Source organism: Bacillus cereus group sp. Sample62 (assembly GCF_036851315.1).
GTDB classification, from domain to species: Bacteria; Bacillota; Bacilli; order Bacillales; family Bacillaceae_G; genus Bacillus_A; species Bacillus_A wiedmannii.
The window spans coordinates 1,038,639-1,055,985 of sequence record NZ_JAFLPK010000001.1; the positions used below are offsets into that span (position 1 = coordinate 1,038,639).

A 17,347-nucleotide genomic window follows, 5' to 3' on the forward strand; every position below is an offset into this window, starting at 1 on the left:
GGCATAAGAAGATCCCCTCTAGCTTAAACTAGGGGGGATCTTCTTATGCCTATAATATATTTCAATAATCGATTCTATATAAAATCTTGCATACTCTTAGCGTGGTTATTTTCCAAAATGCTGGCGGTACCCCATGTAGAGGTTATGAGGAATGGTGTTTTTTATACGATTATCTATTCTTGGATATTATAAATAGCATCTATATGAACTTATTTTTTATTAAAAATAATAGAGTTTTTCAACAAGGTATTTCCTTTGTGGGAGAAAATGGTCCCAAATTCTTTTAGTTAAAAGCTCATGTCTTAAATCGATTCATATTTGAGGTATGACAAATGCGAAAAATGAAAAACGCGAATCCAATCGTGATAAAAGTTTGGAACTAGATAATGAATAAGGCACATAAAGAAAAGGTACCCATATATAGGTACCTTTTCTAATAGTTTTTTAGCAGAAACAACTGCATCCGATAATGATTAATAGAATAAATAATACAACTAATAAAGCAAATCCTCCAGCGAAACCGCAGCCTTCGCCGCAACTACCACCATATCCCATACCAATAGTGCCTCCTTTGGATAAAAGGGTAAAACTAGGGTTCATTCCATGGATTTTAATGGGTTCACTTTACCTTGTGTTTTAAAGAATGAATTGAGCAGGTCCCTTTAAAAATAAAGAAAAGACGCCATTAGGCGCCTTTCTTTTAGGTAGATAGGACTTTAGTTTTCCAATCTAAAGAAATTTTGTATCAGCTCTTTGTGAGTATATCATAATATCTGATTGATTTATTATGCATTGTTACATACTTTTCTAATAACCTCTATTTTCCATTTGATAAAATAAAATCCCAATATTACCAAAAATTAAATAAATATTTCTACATATTCAATATATTTACAAAAATTACAAAAGTGATAGATTTAAGTTGTAAGCTATAAAAACTATTAAAGGGGGATTTATTATGTTCAAGAAATTAGTAGTGGGAGCATTAGCAACTGGTATTGCATTAACAGGAGGAATTGGGGCAGTTTCGGCTGATACGCAAAAAGCTGTGAACTCTCCGAAGCAAGCAGCATGCTCAATTCCTTATGAGTATTCTAATGGTAAATTCAAAAGAACTCTCTATTACTCAAATGGAGTATATGCTAATAGTTTTAATGAAAATGTTTGTGGCGGGACGATTACATGGTATTTAAAACATGTTCAAAATGGAGTTGCTTTTTACGAAGGTAATTTAAAATAGTAGATTTTTTGAACCTCATTTATTGAGGTTCTTTTATTTTTAGTTTTTAAACTGATTCTCCATAAAAAAAGCACTCAAAGGTTCTTTCCTCAGATTGAAACCATTTAAACTCTAATAATATGTATTGGGCATCCGTCTGAATATTATTTTATTATGTTAAACAATATGGATCGTTGAGCAATATGATTCAATCCTATTATTAATCAACTTTATAGAAAGGTATGCTCAAGCGCTGTCATAAAGGTTGGGGGATTTATTAAATAGAAATAATTAGTTGTAATATAAAGTGTTTTTTACCTAATAAACCTTTTGAATTCTAAATATTAACTCCAAAGTAATTCATTTCATAAATTTTAATTTTTTGTTAACACTGTTATTATTTTATATATTATTATTCCAATAAGCGTTGTGTTAATTAGTTATTTTCTGATAATATCTCTGTGTGTTCTACTCTAATAATTATAAAAAGGTGGTGTTTTCTTTATGTCAAACATGTTTCATCAAATTGGTGATGCGATTGAAAGGAGTATGTATTTTAAAACTTGTTTTTATATCTTAACAGGAGCTCTGCTTATTTATATTGGTTACATTGTAGGTAAGTGGGTGGGTTCTGCTGTATTTTAAAGTAAAAAATGGAATTTAATCAAGAAAAGAGAATTTTTTCAAAAGGTGTAGTAATATAAAATTAATATTACTTAAACGTAATATGATTAACTTAAGAATAATAGATATTATTAAGGATTCAGTATTAAAAAATGAGCTGCCTAATTTAGCAGTATTAAGTAATGAGGAATTAAAAACAATGATGTTCATGGTGTCTACAGCAGTTTTTTTACTGGTCACTTTACTGTGTATTACGTTATATTTTAAAACACACGATAAACGTTTTATGTATCTTGGATATGTATCATTATTTTTAACTTTTTTTGTTATTGGTACTTTTTCATAATTAAATGTCCAATGGTTTATCACAAACTAAATTAAGAAGAGCATATATAAGAGAGAAAAGGCATTCATAAGAATGCCTTTTCTTTATCAATAGCCCGAGGAGAAGAGAATATACAGATTTCGATGTGCTACTTCTTGAGCAAATAGTTGTAATTCATCAGGTACAGAAATAGACATACAAAAATGTCATCTTTTCCTATGATTCTACAGAAAGAATAGCGTATTTTTCATTTTAGGGGGCATTTCTTTTTATTAGCTTGATAGCGATGTGACAGTACCCCATGCCCGTCAAGCTAAGATTTTAAGACACCCCTAAACGAAAATTACATATTACTTGTTTCTATCATTGCTAGTATTTGTTGTGGGAGCAATTAGCTCAACAACATGGGTATGTATAGTGACCTCTAATAAGGTATTTTATTTAAAAACGCAGTCTATTTTTTCTCTATCGTAATCTAGAATCCAATTATTATATTTTTCATAAATACCTTGGATAGAATCAATTGAAGCGGCTATCAAATCCGCGCCTCTATCATCGTAAATATGAAAAATAGTACCTTTTTTGATATTTATAAAAAAGACATCGTGAAGAATCTTCGGTTTTATTCCCATATCTTGATTACAAATTGCTTTTATCATTGTTGCATATTTAATATCAGATACTTTACATGTAAGGACAAACCTATGTGTTTTATATTTACCTTCTTCATCATCTTCCGGAAAAAGATAAGGGACTGTTATCCCATTTAATTTATATAAAACTTTTTTAGTTTTAATATAAGGAGAAAATACTTTTAGTTTATGTTTGAAAACTGATTTATTTCCAAAATCATCTATATTAGATACAATAATAATGTCATCTTCAGGAGCATGCAAGGTATTAAATAAATTAACTGCTCTTTCGTATACCTTTAGTAAATATGGACTTTTTGCATAGGCGTGTTTTACTTCATAATTTACACCTAACTCGAATCTAATTCCAATTTCCCAATTATAAAACAACGACGGTTTTAACTCCAATTTAGGGAAATGTTCATTCATATAATCTTTTAGTAGCATATTTGCACCTCATTTCATTCTATATTTCTATAATATAACATGGTAATAGAGAGAAAGCAGGTAACCTCCAGATTACCTGCTTTTTCTAAAATAATTAATCTCTGAGAATTTTTCCATTTTTATCTAAAGTCGCTATTCTTTTCCCTGCTTTATTTAATAATTTGTAAAAGCTTCCACCGTGAGGATTATTACCTCGGTCTCTAACAATCATCCAACCTGATTTAGGGTCTTTTAATCTTCCAGCAGTTTTAATTGTAAATTTCGATAGATTTACAGATTGTTGGCCTAATCTTATAGCAGCAGGTACTATTCGTAATATTGCCAAAACAATCGCTGGAATTACCGGTGCTAGGTACATTACATGATCTTGAACAACTTCAACTTCATTTGGATCAATATTTGCCATAACTTCTTCATAAGTTAATTCTACTTCATTAGTGTAATTATATTCATCAGCATATCCTTTCGTAGGGGCTAATGACGTAATACCTAATGATAAAACTGAAGCCATAAGTATAGATTTAATAAATTTTTTCATTGTATTCCCTCCAATTACTTTTTTTTACTATATATCCAAATATTAATTTTAATAGAACTTAATTGCAAGTCTAGTTATATATGTATTTTTTTGTTATGATTTACATGTAAAGAAATATAAATTTAACTAGGTTTATGATTGTAAATGTTCAGAAAACACGAAGTTTTAAACCTGAATCTTAGGGGGAATTATCTTTTTCTTATACTTGGCTTCACCATACATGCCAACCAACCTAAGGTTTTGTATTACTCCCAAAATGAAATTACCGTTGCGGGTATTGAATTTATTCGCAGTTCGGATGGAACAATTTATACGTATGATATTAATACAAACACAAACTATAATTCCGGCGCAGAGTCTGTAGCGAATCAATTTGGTATGCTTGAGCTTGCTACATTCCTTGGAAGAGAATTAGAGAAACAAGTAGAATCAGTTAAATAATAGATAAGTTTCAAGTGAAAACCTTTGTTAAAGTAATCATGGGAGTATGGCCGAGTTTAGGTGAGTACTACTTACAAGCTCTTATGGTTTTTGTACTAGAACGAAAAACAGCCCAAGTTTCAATGAGGAACTTGGGCTGTTTGTATGTTGTATTTCTTTTCTATTTATATATCCGCAAGTAAAACAACATAATATTAATATGGAAAAATATAAAAATATGAGTTTTTGCATATTTCAAAACTTAATATATCCTTCAAAAAATTTTAATAGTATAATATGTTTTGTCATATTATTTTAGATTTTTCAACAAAATATAAAAATAGAGAACGTATTGGGAGAAGGAATTATGTACACAAAACTATTAAAATCAATTACATCATTAACACTTATTGGTGGCGCTTTATTATATACAAATGGAAGTGATGTGAAAGCTGCTGAGGCGGGTATTTTTTCTGATGTTCCTACATCGCATTGGTCGTATCCCGCGATTAAAGATTTAGCGAGTAAAAATATTATTTCCGGTTATGGAAATGGAAAGTTTGGTTTTGGTGATGTTGCGACGAGAGAACAAGTTGCAGCTTTAATTTATCGTGTGTTAGTACCGAATAAGCAAGGTGGTACGTTCAGTAATGAAGGTGCTCGTTACGTATTAAAAGATGGATCAACTTTAAATAATCCGTATCGAGATATTCGCTCAGGTTCAACATTGTTTCCTGAAGAGGTTTTAACGTTAACGAAATTAGGGGTTTTTAAAGGTGATGCAAACGGTGGATTTAGACCGAAAGATTCTGTTAGCCGCGCAGAAATGGCACAAATTCTAACAAATGCTTTTCATCTTTCAGCGAAACAAAAGCATACATTTAACGATGTTCCAAGTGGTTTTTGGGGTGAAAATGCAATTAGTGCGGTGCAATCAAACGGGATTGCTTCTGGTACAGGCAAAGGGGGATTTGAGCCATATAGCACGGTAAAACGTGAACAGTATGCACAGTTTTTATATAATACTTTGAAATATAAAAAGCCTGAAGTTGCGGTGCAAAATACAGGGGATGCGGCATTATTAGCGGCATTTAAAGATGAAGTGCAAAAGCGTATTAATGCGTATGAAACGAATATTACACTTCCATATAAAACGAAAAATAGTGATCATGAAGAAGTAATGAAGACACTTTTCAATGCCTATAAAGAAGTCGCAAGTAAAAATGAGTATACAAATTATAATAGATCGAATGTTTCATATGGAATTTCTGGATCACCTGGAAATTATACGTTTACGTTAAAGATTACATATCGTGAAACGAAAGAACAAACGGAATATGTAATGAAGCAAGCAAAGGCAATCGTTTCTTCTATTACTCAAGTTGGAATGGATGATCACGAAAAAGTGAAGGCGATTCATGATTATGTCGTAAAGCATATTTCTTATGATACGTCTTATAAAGCTTACACAGCATATGAAGCACTCGTAAATCGTTCTGCAGTTTGCCAAGGTTACGCACTATTAACCTATCAATTATTAAAAGAAGCTGGTATTGAGAATCATTTTGTAGTAGGAACTGGAGACGGTCAGCCTCATGCTTGGAACTTAGTGAAAATCGAAAACAAATGGTATCACCTTGATACGACATTCGATGATCCAATACCAGATGAACAAGGCCGCGTAACATATTCTTATTTCAACTTATCAGATGAGCAAATCGCAAGAAATCATGAGTGGAACCGCGGGGACTATCCGCAAGCTACAACAAATTATTATAGTACATTAACAAATAAAATTGCGGTAGGTGGTACGAAAATCCCTGCATATCAGCAAATATTAAAAGATACAAAGTTAAATTATTTAGGAAATGAATACATCGCAAATAACTATAATGAATTCAAAAATAAAATGCAGCAACGTTATAACGCAAAGTCACCAAAGATTGAAATCCTTTATAAACAATCAATGGATGGCGCATTGCAAGATGTGAAAGAAGTAATTGGAGAAATCGGTTATCCACAAGGGGCAAACCGTGTTTCTTATAAAGCTGAGCCGTATAATGCAAAAGAGGGATATTCTTTAGTGACGATTACGTTTATGTAAGAAACAACCTAGATCATATGAGATCTAGGTTGTTTTTTTATGACTTAATTTGACATATACAGTCTAACTGTATAAAATCAAACTATACAGTTGAACTATATAGTTTAGCTATATATTTATCGTTACATTGGAGGTCTTTATGAATAGAGATAAAAATTTACCATTAACGGAAACAACGTATTACGTCCTTTTAGCGTTATTAGAGCCAGCTCATGGATATTTAATTATGCAAAAGGTGGAGGAACTGAGTAATCATCAAGTAAAAATCGCAGCGGGTACATTGTATGGTGCGGTTGAAAATTTATTAAAACAAGGGTTAATAGAATCGGTAAAAAGTGAAGATAAACGAAGAAAAGTGTATGTCATTACGGAACGTGGGAAAGAAGTATTGCACTTAGACTTTATGAGAATGCAACACATTATTGAGGTTACAAAGAGTTTATTACACGTATAGTTAGGGGGAAACGATGATGTGGAGATTGAAATTCTTTTTAGACTTTGAGAAAGAGGAAAAATGGTTAGAAGAGATGGCTTGGAAAGGCTATCAACTAGAAAGCAATACATTTGGTTATACATTTAGATATACAGAGCCGGAAGATGCGACGATTAGAATAGACCATAGAGTATTTAGTAGAAAAAGTGAATTTATTAATTACTGCACATTATTTGAAGATAGTGGCTGGGAGCATATAGCTGGTAATCGTTGGTCAGGTACGTACTATTTTAAAAAGGTAAATGAGGAAAGTGAAGATGACATTTTTTCAGATCAAATGTCACGAGCAGGGAAGTATAAACGTCTATCTAAAACATTTTTAGAATTAGCGATCTGTTATGTGCCGATATTATTTTTATTTATGTATAGTAGTAATACGATGAATTTAGGAGCATTTGTAAATCCGAAAGAACTATACTTGACTCCAGGATTATGGGATAAGCAAGGCGTATCGTTTCTATGGTCATTCTTATTTGAAACGCCATTTGCATTAATGAGAGGACTTTTTTTAACATTTATCCCCATTTCGACATGTATGTTTTTCTTTTTCTCATATAAAGCAAATCGGTTGTATGAAGAAAGAAGATGATAGGAGGTATCCCTTTAATGCTGACGCTTTGAGGGGATTTTTTGAGTTCGTAAATGGTATCTCTTTAAAATAGATAAAGGGAAAGAATGTGCATTGGAAACAAGTTATTATAATTTTAATTTTGTAAACAGTATTAGATGGAATAATATTCTTAAAATATCCAAAATTAACCTACATTGAAAATCTTTATATGTTAATATTAAAAAAGGTGTGTGTAATATTCTTTATGAACACGCTATGTTAAGGATAAGGGGATTCAATTATGAATTTTAAACAACTAATCTTGGCGGGGACAGTTATTGCATCAACAACACTAACGCCCCTAACAAATGTACAAGCAGAAAACAAGATAGGATTTAAAGATGTTCCTGTAAACCATTGGTCTTATAAAGCAATTATGGATTTACAAGAGAGAAATATTGTAGCTGGTTATGGAAACGGAATGTTTGGTTTTGGTGATAACATTACACGAGGACAAGTAGCTAGACTAATATATGCTTACTTGAAGCCAGTAGATGAACTTACTACACAAAATCCTTTCACAGATATAGAAGGGCATATGTTTGAAAAAGAAATTTTAGCTCTTAATAAAGCTGGTATTATGAACGGATTTGGTAATGGGAAGTTTGGTCCAGATAATGTTTTAACACGTGAACAATTAGCTGTTGTATTAACAAAGGCTTTTAACTTCCAAGCAACATCTACTACCACTTTCAAAGATGTTGATAAAAATTACTGGGCAACAAGTGCTATCAGCGCATTACAAGAAAATAAAATCACGACGGGCACGGGTGATAATAAATTTGAACCGCAAAGTCTCGTGACTCGTGAGCAGTATGCACTATTCTTATACAATGCAATTAATAAATCAGAAAAAGAGCCTGACTTAAAGCCTACTGTTATACCGCAAGATTTAGCAGATGATGATATTTATTATTATGAAGGTTGGATGGAGAGCTCATCTGTACTGAAAAAATCTGTATCGAAGGAAGCACAAAATCTTGTTACTCAAATCAACACAAAATATAATGCCGAATTAAAGTATGCAGCGATAGGTGGTCCAGGTTCAGAGGTCGTTTTATTTTCTCCGGTATTAGAGGGGATTCCAGAATTTTTTGGGAATTTCACTGTCAGGGGTGATGATGAAAATAACTTTAGCGTTAATTTTGTAATTGAGAGAGGCCAAGGTAATAAGGCGTTACTAGAGTTAGGGAAAAAGTGGATCACTATGATAAATCCAAACTTAGATTTGAGTAAAGAGATTGATAATATAGTGGCTTCTAATACACGCACAGGTAATTTTGAAATAAATAAAAACAATCTTAAAATAGAGATAAGCTTAGAGAAGCAAAATTCTAGTAGCGATCTAATGAGTGTTAAAATCCAAAAGTAAAAAAGAGGAGTGAAGTTTCACTCCTCTTTTAATTATGCTATTTCTACTTTTATCCCGCTATTCCACCTATGATGCTAACAGGAATTATAAACCCGTAGATCAAATGAATCCTGAAAAAATCAAAAAGTGTCATCACTGCAATTGTGCATGGACTACAAAAAAGATCGGATACAGATGACCAGCATAAATAAATTATTGTATTTCTCAATAAACAAAAACAACTTAACATGGTAAAATAATAGTTGGATGGGAGTCCAATACATATTATTAAAATTAAGATGGTTCAAGTCGGAGGAAGGCACCTTAGGGTGTCTTTTCTTTTTTACATTTAAACGCATTTTAGATACAAAATAACCGATTTCTTATACGGTAAGAAACCGGTTATTTATTTCCCTACTTTTTTAGGGGGCTTTTTCTTATAATGGTCTTAAATCATAAATAAAAGATAGAGTAAAAACTATATAAGAAATAAATGTAACGAAAACAAGAAAACATATAAACTGAGAATTAGATACATATTGTTCTATTCTTTTTTTTATGTTAATTCGTATTATTTTTCAAATGTGAAGTATCAATTGGGATTTGAGCTTTCCAAGATCCATTTATTTTTCCAATTCTAGTTATATTTACGTCTAAAGTAAGAGGCTGTTTAAAAACGTCTTTTTCTACATTAGTTATAACAAATGTAGAAACACCTTCGGGTTTATCATTATCACGGATGCCTATTTTATCTAATTTTTTACCTGCTGCCACAAGTTCAAAAGGAAGACGATCATCTGCATCATGGATAAATGATAACCTCCCATCATTTTTAATCTCAGGGTTTTCCTCTTGTTGCCCATTAATTTTACCATCACTTTCGAGATCTAATCCGGATGTATCAAATTCAAATGGTACTAAACTTCCGTCAGCTTTTTCCATTCTATAATGAACGGATATACGTAAATCTGCGATGAATAATTCTTTGAGATGCACAGTAATACCTTGATCTGTAATTTTTTCATCAATAGGAATATATTTACCATTCTTCATCATATCTTGTATGACGCCATTTTCATCTGCTATTCCTTCATTTACAACTTTATCATTTGTAATTGCATCAGAAAAATATGAAGCAACATTTGTAGCCGCCACTTGTACTTGTGGAATCATTGCTGTTGTGAAAAGTGCTGCTGCAGCTATTCCTATATAAATGAAACGTTTTGATTTTTTACTCATGTTTGTAAAGAGCCCCTTCTTCTGTTGTTTTTTGTGATTTATATTAGCAACATTCTCTAACTTGGAACGACTTTCAAATGTTTTCCATGCTTTTTCTATATCAATTTTGATTTCTTGTGGTGAATTTGCACATTCTTCATCTAGCATTACGTTTTCCCATTGATTTAATTTACTGATTTCTACTAATAAATCTTGGCATGCTTCACATGTATCTAGGTGCTTTGTGAATTCCTTTCTTATATCATGAGAAAGTTCGCCATCAATATATGTTTGAATAAATCCGATATCATAACATTTCATTTGTTATGCCTCCTCCATTTGTTTATAAATCTTGCGAAATTTCATTTTGGCTCGGACCAATAATGTTCCAATAGAAGATATTTCAATTTGAAGTATTTCTGCAATTTCTTTATATTGAAAACTAGAGAATTTCATTAGTAAAAGGGTTCTTTCTCGATCATTCATTTTATTTAGTATCGTTTGGACCTTTGTAATTTCTTCTTTTCTTATCCAATCATCGTCTAATGATGAAACATTTTGTACGTCATGGTATTGGATTTCTTTATCAATTTTCGCTTGCTGCCTTTTTTCAGATCGGAAATGGTTATAGGCTACATAAGTAGAAGATTTAATCAACCATCCAGGTATGTTTTCAATTCCTTTCCAATCGCTACGATATAATTGTAAAAATACTTCTTGTGCTAACTCTTCAGCGATAGATTGATCTTTAACAATCCATATAATCTGTTTCACAGCATAAGCATAGTACCGCTTAAATAAATCTTCAAAGGGCATATCAGATGCATGACTTTCTTCATTTTCTATAGTTAACATATTAGTTTAAACCTCACTTTCAATTTGATACCTGTATTATAGAGAAACCAGAAAAACGGATTTTGTGACAGTTTTTCTGGTTATTTTTTTATATTTTTTATTATGTATTAAAAAAAGCATCGTCTGATCAAAAGATAAATGTAAAAAGGGAAATGAAAACATAAAAACTATAACTCTTGTAGTAGTTGTCTATTCATGTATAAGAAAACAGTTAGTTTGTTGCCAAATTGTATCAAAACGTACAATTTTACTTCTTCTATTTTTATGAATATGTACAATTACATAAAATTTAAGTGAAAAAGAGAGTATACTTTCTTATTGTGTAATAAAGATAAAGCCCGCCTACGGAAATAGGCGAGCTTTTTTAACAAATAAAGAAAAGACAACTTTTAAGGTGCCTTCCTTCGAGTTGAAACATTTTACGTATATTACTTTACTAGGTTAAGTATTGTGATGAGTATCTCTTTTAATTTAAATGAACTAGAGTAGTGCATCACTTTATTTTTAAGCATCCTTCTCAACAAAGGTAAATACTTTCATTATCCTTTTCACTACAAAGGGTAGTAATTTAGAAGCTAAAAATGCAAGTACGAAAGCAATTCCCCATGTTTTCATCCATGATTTGAGAAATAAAGCTGTATATCCAACATTCATTGAAACCATGACGAAAGAGATAATACTAGATATACCTAAAATCATAAAGATATTAAAAATTATTGGTTCAAATTTTTTATTGATTTTCAAAATTAACACCTATTTTCTATATATGCTTTGCTGTATTTAATTTTAACAACATCTAATCTTACAGTTTGAAATCTAGGTTGTCCAGCTTGTTGTACTTTTCTATAGTAGCAATATTGTTTGGAATAAAGTTTCACCATATTGCTATTAAACTAAAATATTAAGATTGAACCTAAACGAAATTTATAGCATCGAAGTTCATTTTGGAGGGGGGAATGTAATACTACATCTTTAAAGTATTCGTTACACTTGAACCTCTGCACATTGCGTGGGGCTTTTTTCATGAAGAAAGGACACTCACGTGAGTGTCTTTTCGATAGTTTTTAGCAGAAGCAAGCAGCTCCAACGATGATTAATAAAATAAACAATACAACTAATAAAGCAAATCCTCCAGTGAAGCCACAGCCGCCACAACTACCACCAAAGCCCATAACAGTTCCTCCTTTTAATAGGAGGGGAAACCCAAAGGTTCACTCATGTATTTTAACGGATTCAATTTATTTTATACTTTTACGAATGAATGGAGCAGGGCCTTTTCAAAATAGATTTATTTATTCTTAGAAGGAGTTCAAGGGCAAAATAGGAGAATCTATATTATTCTTTAAGAGAGAATAAATGAAAAACAAAATATCCAAAAATAAAGATGGAAATCCGCTTTTATACCTTTCACTAAAATAATACTAGCATTATATATTATAAGGAATACTTGTCCTTAATTGTAAATGAAAGGGGGGAATTGATATGAGTTATGGCTATGGTCATCCTCCTGGAAAATGTCATAAACATCACAATGAAACTTTGTCAACGGGTGTATTACGTAGACATTCCGCTACGTTATTTCTTACTGTTGAGGCTATGAATGTTGATCCAGATGATATTCATAGAGTAACTGTTGAAATGTTTGATTGGTCATCTGGCTCACCGGTATTGTTACCATTAGTAGATCCTTCAACACAAACATTGACACCTAATAGATATGTTACTTTTCGTTCAGCGGCTCTTCCTCCAGCACTTTTTGCTTATGAAGTAAGAATAATTCATCCGAAAGATAGAGATGTTGTTACGAATGTTTTTGGTCTTAGTGCAATAGTATTTAATCCACAAGAAGGAAATAATGTTTTACAACATGATTTAGCAAAATTAGATCTTAAATAGATTTTGTAAAAGTCTATTTATTGGGCATGATTAAAAAAAGAGTAGGATGTAATCCTACTCTTTTTTAGCGTTAATTAAAATTTTAAAAGAAATCCTTTATCATTTTAGCATCTTTAATATTTACTATCACACCTTCTACCTTATCTTTCTTCTCATCTTTAGCAATCGTAATTTGTTCCTTATTATCAACCCACACAAGAAATTCGTCTTTTGAGTCATCTTTATATGTAATGGTAATAGTAGAATGTGCAGATTCTCTCTTTTTTTGATCTAAAGTGATTGTTTTAGGTGTTCCATTTTGAACTGCTGAAACGATAGATTTTATCATTTCTTCGTTATCTGTTTGGGATTTGGAAGTAGTATGATTTGTTGTTTTGAGTATTTCAATGTCTGTAATATTAGCGGAATTTAATTGAAAGGTATTTTGTGTATGTTCTTGCTTAGCTTGTGGAGATTTGTCTGTATCTGAGGTGCTTGTACAGCCTATTAAAGTGAAAGATAGAGCGGTTAGAGTGCATATAGATATGATTTTTTTCATAGTATCCCTCCTCATGTTCAATTATAACAATTTTCTGTTGATTTAGGTAGTTATTGTAAGTAGATTTATCCCGCTTTAATGGGCAGTAAGACCCCCACCTCAAAATGCAGCGAAAGCAAAGAAGTTAGGTGGGGGATCAACTGCCCATAAAAGTCCGATTGGTTCAACTAGTTTTAGGATAGAAAAAATTCACATAACTTTTTTCATATTTTATGTTTAACATTGGGAAAATAGGTGTACTACATATAATATAACAAATAATTCATTTTAAAGGAGGAAGTTAAAGATGGAAACGAAGTATAGTAAACCTTTTGTATATGAATTTATTACGGAGAAAGAGGTCATGAATGCGGCGAATGATCTAGTGAAGAAAGGAATAGACCAAAAAGATATTTACGTATTAACACATGAGAAAGAAAGGACAGATAGAATCGCAGACAATGCAGACGTGAATACAATTGGGATAAAAGAGGAGGGACTTGGGACAAGCATTATTAACGTCTTTCAAAAAACGGGAGATCAGTTAAGAAATAAGATGCAGGAGTTAGGGCTTAATGAGGAAGAAGCGAACTTCTATGAAGAAAAGCTGGATGAAGGGAAAATCTTGTTATTCGTTAAGGATTTAGAAAGAGTCGGTGAATGGTTACAAGAAAGAAGATGCATGTATTCTATTTAAATTTGTATCCTATAAATCTATTACGAAAAGGAGATTGGAAATATGAGTGAGAGCGGGCTAAAAGAACAAATTACGGGTAAAGTTGAAAAGAAGAAGGGACAAGTGAAAGAAGGAATTGGTGAAATTACAGAAGATAGAGAGTTGAAAAATGAAGGGAAGTGGGAGAAGACGAAAGGAACTATAAAAGAAAAAGTCGGAAAAGTGAAACAAAAGATAAATGATGGATTGGATCATAAAGAATAGTACATGTTTATCAAGCTTTGGTTACATACCAAAGCTTGATAAATCCATTATAAAAATAATATAGGAGGTCTAATTGTGGGACTTATTATTACGTGTATTGTAGGTGGACTTATTGGGGCGTTAGCTGGAATGATTACAGGAAAAGACTTTCCTTTAGGTATAGTTGGTAATGTTATTGCCGGATTAATCGGATCTTGGGTAGGTAGTGCCTTATTTGGTCACTGGGGCCCTGAATGGGGAGGCATCTTTATTCTTCCAGCTTTATTAGGTGCAATCGTCTTTATTTTAATCGTTACATTCTTTTCTAGAATGCTACGGAAAGCATAAGTATGATAATGAATAGTAATCTTAAGTTTGTTATATATAGCTATGAGGTTAACGAACTGATAAATATACATAAAAAAGCATCCAATTAAAATAATTTGGATGCTTTTTTTATGTAATCTGCATAGGAATGAGCGGGGGATGAAGGCCCCCCGCTCATTGAAATTACACTTTTTATTATGTATTAAACCATCGTTACTTTTTCACAATTATTTATTTTTACGACCTGCCTTGGTTCTATATGAGATAAGTCATCGCTATTGCCTATATCAACTACAATTGTATTCGTTAGTATGTTAATAATGGAACCAACTAATTTTGTAGCTTGATCGTGTCGATAAGAAAATTGAACAAAATCTCCCTTTTTAAAGTTGTGCTCTTCCATAGATAGATCCCCCTAAAAATAATGTTTATACATTATACATACACAAATTTATAAGGTTTAAACATTTGGTAGTATTTTTTTTAGTGTTAAGCTGAGAAAGGTGTAGAAAATTTATTTATAATGAAAATGAAAAAAATATGTTTAAAACTAATTTTTATGGGTAATTAAATAGTAGTAGTTTGAGATAAGGGGGCGGAAATAATGAATTTGGCAATAAATATTTTGCAAAATGATTTAGGTTATACAGTACAACTTAATGGTGAGATTGATGCGTATACGGCATCAGATTTAAAAAATAAGATCATGCCTATTGCAAGTGAGAAAGAGGTTTATATAGTAGTAGATTTTAATAAGGTAGATTATATGGATAGTACAGGTTTAGGCGTTTTTATAGCGCTATTAAAAGCAATTAAGAAAAATGATGGGAAACTAGAGTTTATTGGTGTATCTAAAAGGTTAAAAAGATTATTTGATATTACAGGGTTAACAGAAATATTAAATTTGAATTCTGATTTTGAAAAAGTAGAAAGAAGGTGACTAGGGATGATGGAGAGATTTGAAAAGATAGAAATGAAAATTCCGGCAAAAGCAGAATATGTAGCTATTATTCGTTTAACAATGGCTGGTGTTGCAAATCGAATGGGCTTTGCTTATGACGATATAGAAGATATGAAAATTGCTATTAGTGAAGCATGTACAAACATTGTACAACATGCATATAAAGAAGACGTTGGAGAGATTACAATTGTCTTTGGTCTATATGAAGATCGATTAGAAATTATGGTTGCGGATAATGGAGTTAGCTTTGATTTTAGCACCTTAAAAAGTAAAGTTGGTCCGTATGATATTAATAAACCAGTAGAACATTTGCCGGAAAATGGTTTAGGTTTATATTTAATAAATACGTTAATGGATGATATACAAATCATGCATGATGAGGGCATGACAGTTTTAATGACAAAATATATACAAAGAGAGCAGGTGGAGAATGATGGAAATCCAATCTCAACCTACAAATCTTACTAAAGAAGACGTTATTAAATTAATTGCAGAATTCCAAGAAAACCAATGTGATGAAGCACAGGAAAGACTGGTTAATCATTATAAAAATCTCGTACATTCCATTGCATATCGCTATTCAAAAGGTGGGCCTATGCATGAGGATATTATACAAGTAGGAATGTTAGGGCTCTTAGGCGCAATAAGAAGGTATGATTATTCGATAGGGAATGCTTTTGAGCCGTTTGCAATACCTACGATAGTAGGGGAAATAAAGAAGTATTTACGTGATAAAACTTGGGGCATTCATGTTCCAAGGCGAATTAAAGATTTAGGCGGAAAGATTAAGCTTGCGATAGAGGAGTTAACAGATCACCTGCAACGTTCACCGAAGATAATAGAAATCGCAAATCATTTAGGACTATCCGAAGAGGAAGTGCTAGAAATTATGGATGCGAAAAATAATTATCGAGTATCTTCCTTAGATGATGTAGTTGAAAATTCATCTGATGGAAGTTCGGTAGCGAGAATTGAATCTGTAGGTGAAGTAGAGCAAGGATATGAAGAGACAGAAAGACGTCTCGTTTTAAAGGATATTTTTAACGTATTAAATGAGACAGAAAAGAGTGTTATTCATTATATATTTGGAGAAAATTTAAATCAAAAAGATACAGGGGAACGGTTAGGTATTTCACAAATGCACGTTTCTCGTATTAAAAGACAAGCGATAAGTAAATTGAAGCAAGCAGCGTTTTTAGATACATAAAAACTTTAAAGAATTATGTTTAAAACATGAGAAAAGGGGTAGTTATTAAGTATAGGAGGAGATATGAAAATGTCACACGATGTGAAAGAACTAATCAAAGGATTGAATGAAGATTTAGCAGGAGAATACTCAGCAATTATTATGTATAACCATAATGCAGCTACAGTTTCTGGTATATATAGACAAGTGTTAAAGCCTTTCTTTGAATCTGAAATTAGTGATGAACAAGGACATGCCCTATATTTAGCGGAGAAAATTCAGACGCTAGGTGGTACACCTACTACAATCCCTTTACCAGTGAAACAAGTAGAAGATGTTAGAGAAATGTTAGAATCCGCTAGACAATCAGAATATGAAACAATTAAGCGTTATGAAATGAGAAAAGAACAGGCAGCGAAATTAAATATGACAGAGTTAGTTGTAAAGTTAGAAGATATGATCGCAGATGAAACAAATCATATGGAAGAATTAGATCGCCTTTTAAATGACAAAGCGATGGTGTTAAATTAATAGTGGAAATTTATCCCGCTTTAATGGGCAGTAAGACCCCCACCTCAAAATTTAGCGAAAGCAAAGAATTTAGGTGGGGGATCAACTGCCCATTAAAGTCCGATTGGTTCAACTAATAATCAGTGGGGGATGAAGAAAACCCCCACTGATTAAAGTTTCACTTTATAGAGTGAA

Annotated in this window: 23 protein-coding genes and 1 pseudogene; 15 read left to right on the forward strand and 9 right to left on the reverse strand. The window is 31.9% G+C overall.

Features of this window, described 5'->3' with window-relative positions:
- Positions 1-444: 444 nt before the first annotated feature.
- Complete coding sequence (locus J0835_RS05190; RefSeq protein ID WP_000540371.1) at positions 445-555, reverse strand: YjcZ family sporulation protein; 111 nt, start codon at positions 553-555, stop codon at positions 445-447.
- Positions 556-958: 403 nt separating this feature from the next.
- On the opposite strand from J0835_RS05190, the gene J0835_RS05195 reads away from it, so the two are divergent.
- Complete coding sequence (locus tag J0835_RS05195; protein ID WP_087979658.1) at positions 959-1,240, forward strand: LCI fold-containing protein; 282 nt, start codon at positions 959-961, stop codon at positions 1,238-1,240.
- Positions 1,241-1,723: 483 nt separating this feature from the next.
- Positions 1,724-1,864, forward strand: a complete 141-nt coding sequence (locus J0835_RS05200) for a hypothetical protein (protein WP_176373322.1) — start codon at positions 1,724-1,726, stop codon at positions 1,862-1,864.
- A gap of 741 nt (positions 1,865-2,605) precedes the next feature.
- Here J0835_RS05200 and J0835_RS05205 read toward each other — a convergent pair.
- Together J0835_RS05205 and J0835_RS05210 are read right to left on the reverse strand one after the other, a co-directional pair.
- Positions 2,606-3,247, reverse strand: a complete 642-nt coding sequence (locus J0835_RS05205) for a DUF3885 domain-containing protein (RefSeq protein WP_087979660.1) — start codon at positions 3,245-3,247, stop codon at positions 2,606-2,608.
- A gap of 94 nt (positions 3,248-3,341) precedes the next feature.
- A complete protein-coding gene (locus J0835_RS05210) occupies positions 3,342-3,785 on the reverse strand; it encodes a hypothetical protein (RefSeq protein WP_061139925.1) in 444 nt (147 codons plus the stop codon).
- 243 nt (positions 3,786-4,028) lie between these two features.
- On the opposite strand from J0835_RS05210, the pseudogene J0835_RS05215 reads away from it, so the two are divergent.
- From J0835_RS05215 to J0835_RS05235, 5 genes and pseudogenes are all read left to right on the forward strand, one after another.
- Positions 4,029-4,226 (forward strand): annotated as a pseudogene (locus J0835_RS05215) (alpha-L-glutamate ligase); the annotation flags it as partial.
- 346 nt (positions 4,227-4,572) lie between these two features.
- A complete protein-coding gene (locus J0835_RS05220) occupies positions 4,573-6,309 on the forward strand; it encodes an S-layer homology domain-containing protein (RefSeq protein WP_087979661.1) in 1,737 nt (578 codons plus the stop codon).
- A 139-nt stretch (positions 6,310-6,448) separates the two neighbouring features.
- Positions 6,449-6,763 (forward strand): PadR family transcriptional regulator, encoded by a 315-nt coding sequence (locus J0835_RS05225; protein ID WP_001078066.1) that lies wholly within the window; start codon positions 6,449-6,451, stop codon positions 6,761-6,763.
- 13 nt (positions 6,764-6,776) lie between these two features.
- Positions 6,777-7,391 (forward strand): DUF2812 domain-containing protein, encoded by a 615-nt coding sequence (locus J0835_RS05230; RefSeq protein ID WP_087979662.1) that lies wholly within the window; start codon positions 6,777-6,779, stop codon positions 7,389-7,391.
- Positions 7,392-7,653: 262 nt separating this feature from the next.
- On the forward strand, positions 7,654-8,784 hold the full coding sequence (locus J0835_RS05235; RefSeq protein WP_087979663.1) for an S-layer homology domain-containing protein: 1,131 nt from the start codon (positions 7,654-7,656) through the stop codon (positions 8,782-8,784).
- A gap of 540 nt (positions 8,785-9,324) precedes the next feature.
- Here the strand turns inward: J0835_RS05235 and J0835_RS05240 are convergent.
- The 4 genes from J0835_RS05240 to J0835_RS05255 form a co-directional block, all read right to left on the reverse strand.
- Positions 9,325-10,302, reverse strand: a complete 978-nt coding sequence (locus tag J0835_RS05240) for a DUF4179 domain-containing protein (protein WP_087979664.1) — start codon at positions 10,300-10,302, stop codon at positions 9,325-9,327.
- 3 nt (positions 10,303-10,305) lie between these two features.
- Positions 10,306-10,836, reverse strand: coding sequence for an RNA polymerase sigma factor SigX (locus J0835_RS05245; protein WP_087979665.1), 531 nt, complete (start codon positions 10,834-10,836; stop codon positions 10,306-10,308).
- 504 nt (positions 10,837-11,340) lie between these two features.
- Positions 11,341-11,580 (reverse strand): DUF2798 domain-containing protein, encoded by a 240-nt coding sequence (locus tag J0835_RS05250; RefSeq protein WP_087979666.1) that lies wholly within the window; start codon positions 11,578-11,580, stop codon positions 11,341-11,343.
- A gap of 320 nt (positions 11,581-11,900) precedes the next feature.
- Complete coding sequence (locus tag J0835_RS05255; protein ID WP_087979667.1) at positions 11,901-12,008, reverse strand: YjcZ family sporulation protein; 108 nt, start codon at positions 12,006-12,008, stop codon at positions 11,901-11,903.
- A gap of 310 nt (positions 12,009-12,318) precedes the next feature.
- Between J0835_RS05255 and J0835_RS05260 the strand changes: the two genes are divergently transcribed.
- The gene (locus J0835_RS05260; protein WP_087979668.1) at positions 12,319-12,732 is read left to right on the forward strand and encodes a hypothetical protein; all 414 of its coding nucleotides are present in this window, start codon (positions 12,319-12,321) and stop codon (positions 12,730-12,732) included.
- An 82-nt stretch (positions 12,733-12,814) separates the two neighbouring features.
- On the opposite strand, the gene J0835_RS05265 is transcribed toward J0835_RS05260, so the two are convergent.
- On the reverse strand, positions 12,815-13,270 hold the full coding sequence (locus tag J0835_RS05265) for a hypothetical protein (RefSeq protein ID WP_087979669.1): 456 nt from the start codon (positions 13,268-13,270) through the stop codon (positions 12,815-12,817).
- Positions 13,271-13,556: 286 nt separating this feature from the next.
- Between J0835_RS05265 and J0835_RS05270 the strand changes: the two genes are divergently transcribed.
- The 3 genes from J0835_RS05270 (at position 13,557) to J0835_RS05280 (ending at position 14,516) form a co-directional block, all read left to right on the forward strand.
- Positions 13,557-13,946, forward strand: coding sequence for a general stress protein (locus J0835_RS05270; protein WP_000448808.1), 390 nt, complete (start codon positions 13,557-13,559; stop codon positions 13,944-13,946).
- Positions 13,947-13,988: 42 nt separating this feature from the next.
- Positions 13,989-14,189 (forward strand): CsbD family protein, encoded by a 201-nt coding sequence (locus tag J0835_RS05275; protein WP_087979670.1) that lies wholly within the window; start codon positions 13,989-13,991, stop codon positions 14,187-14,189.
- Between the two features lie 75 nt (positions 14,190-14,264).
- Positions 14,265-14,516 carry a GlsB/YeaQ/YmgE family stress response membrane protein gene (locus J0835_RS05280; protein ID WP_000522902.1) on the forward strand — a complete coding sequence of 84 codons (252 nt, stop codon included), beginning with the start codon at positions 14,265-14,267 and terminating at the stop codon, positions 14,514-14,516.
- Positions 14,517-14,697: 181 nt separating this feature from the next.
- Here J0835_RS05280 and J0835_RS05285 read toward each other — a convergent pair whose 3' ends face one another.
- Positions 14,698-14,898, reverse strand: a complete 201-nt coding sequence (locus J0835_RS05285; RefSeq protein ID WP_087979671.1) for a methyltransferase — start codon at positions 14,896-14,898, stop codon at positions 14,698-14,700.
- Between the two features lie 201 nt (positions 14,899-15,099).
- Here J0835_RS05285 and rsbV point away from each other — a divergent pair, with 201 nt between their 5' ends.
- The 4 genes from rsbV to J0835_RS05305 all read left to right on the forward strand — a co-directional run bounded on the left by rsbV (position 15,100) and on the right by J0835_RS05305 (position 17,173).
- On the forward strand, positions 15,100-15,435 hold the full coding sequence (gene rsbV, locus J0835_RS05290) for an anti sigma b factor antagonist RsbV (RefSeq protein WP_087979672.1): 336 nt from the start codon (positions 15,100-15,102) through the stop codon (positions 15,433-15,435).
- A gap of 6 nt (positions 15,436-15,441) precedes the next feature.
- Positions 15,442-15,924: an anti-sigma B factor RsbW gene (gene rsbW, locus J0835_RS05295; protein ID WP_087979673.1), complete on the forward strand. Its 483-nt coding sequence runs from the start codon at positions 15,442-15,444 to the stop codon at positions 15,922-15,924.
- Positions 15,887-16,663 (forward strand): RNA polymerase sigma factor SigB, encoded by a 777-nt coding sequence (sigB, locus tag J0835_RS05300; protein ID WP_087979674.1) that lies wholly within the window; start codon positions 15,887-15,889, stop codon positions 16,661-16,663. Before rsbW ends, sigB begins: the two co-directional genes overlap by 38 nt.
- A gap of 69 nt (positions 16,664-16,732) precedes the next feature.
- A complete protein-coding gene (locus J0835_RS05305) occupies positions 16,733-17,173 on the forward strand; it encodes a ferritin-like domain-containing protein (RefSeq protein ID WP_087979675.1) in 441 nt (146 codons plus the stop codon).
- Positions 17,174-17,347: the final 174 nt, after the last annotated feature.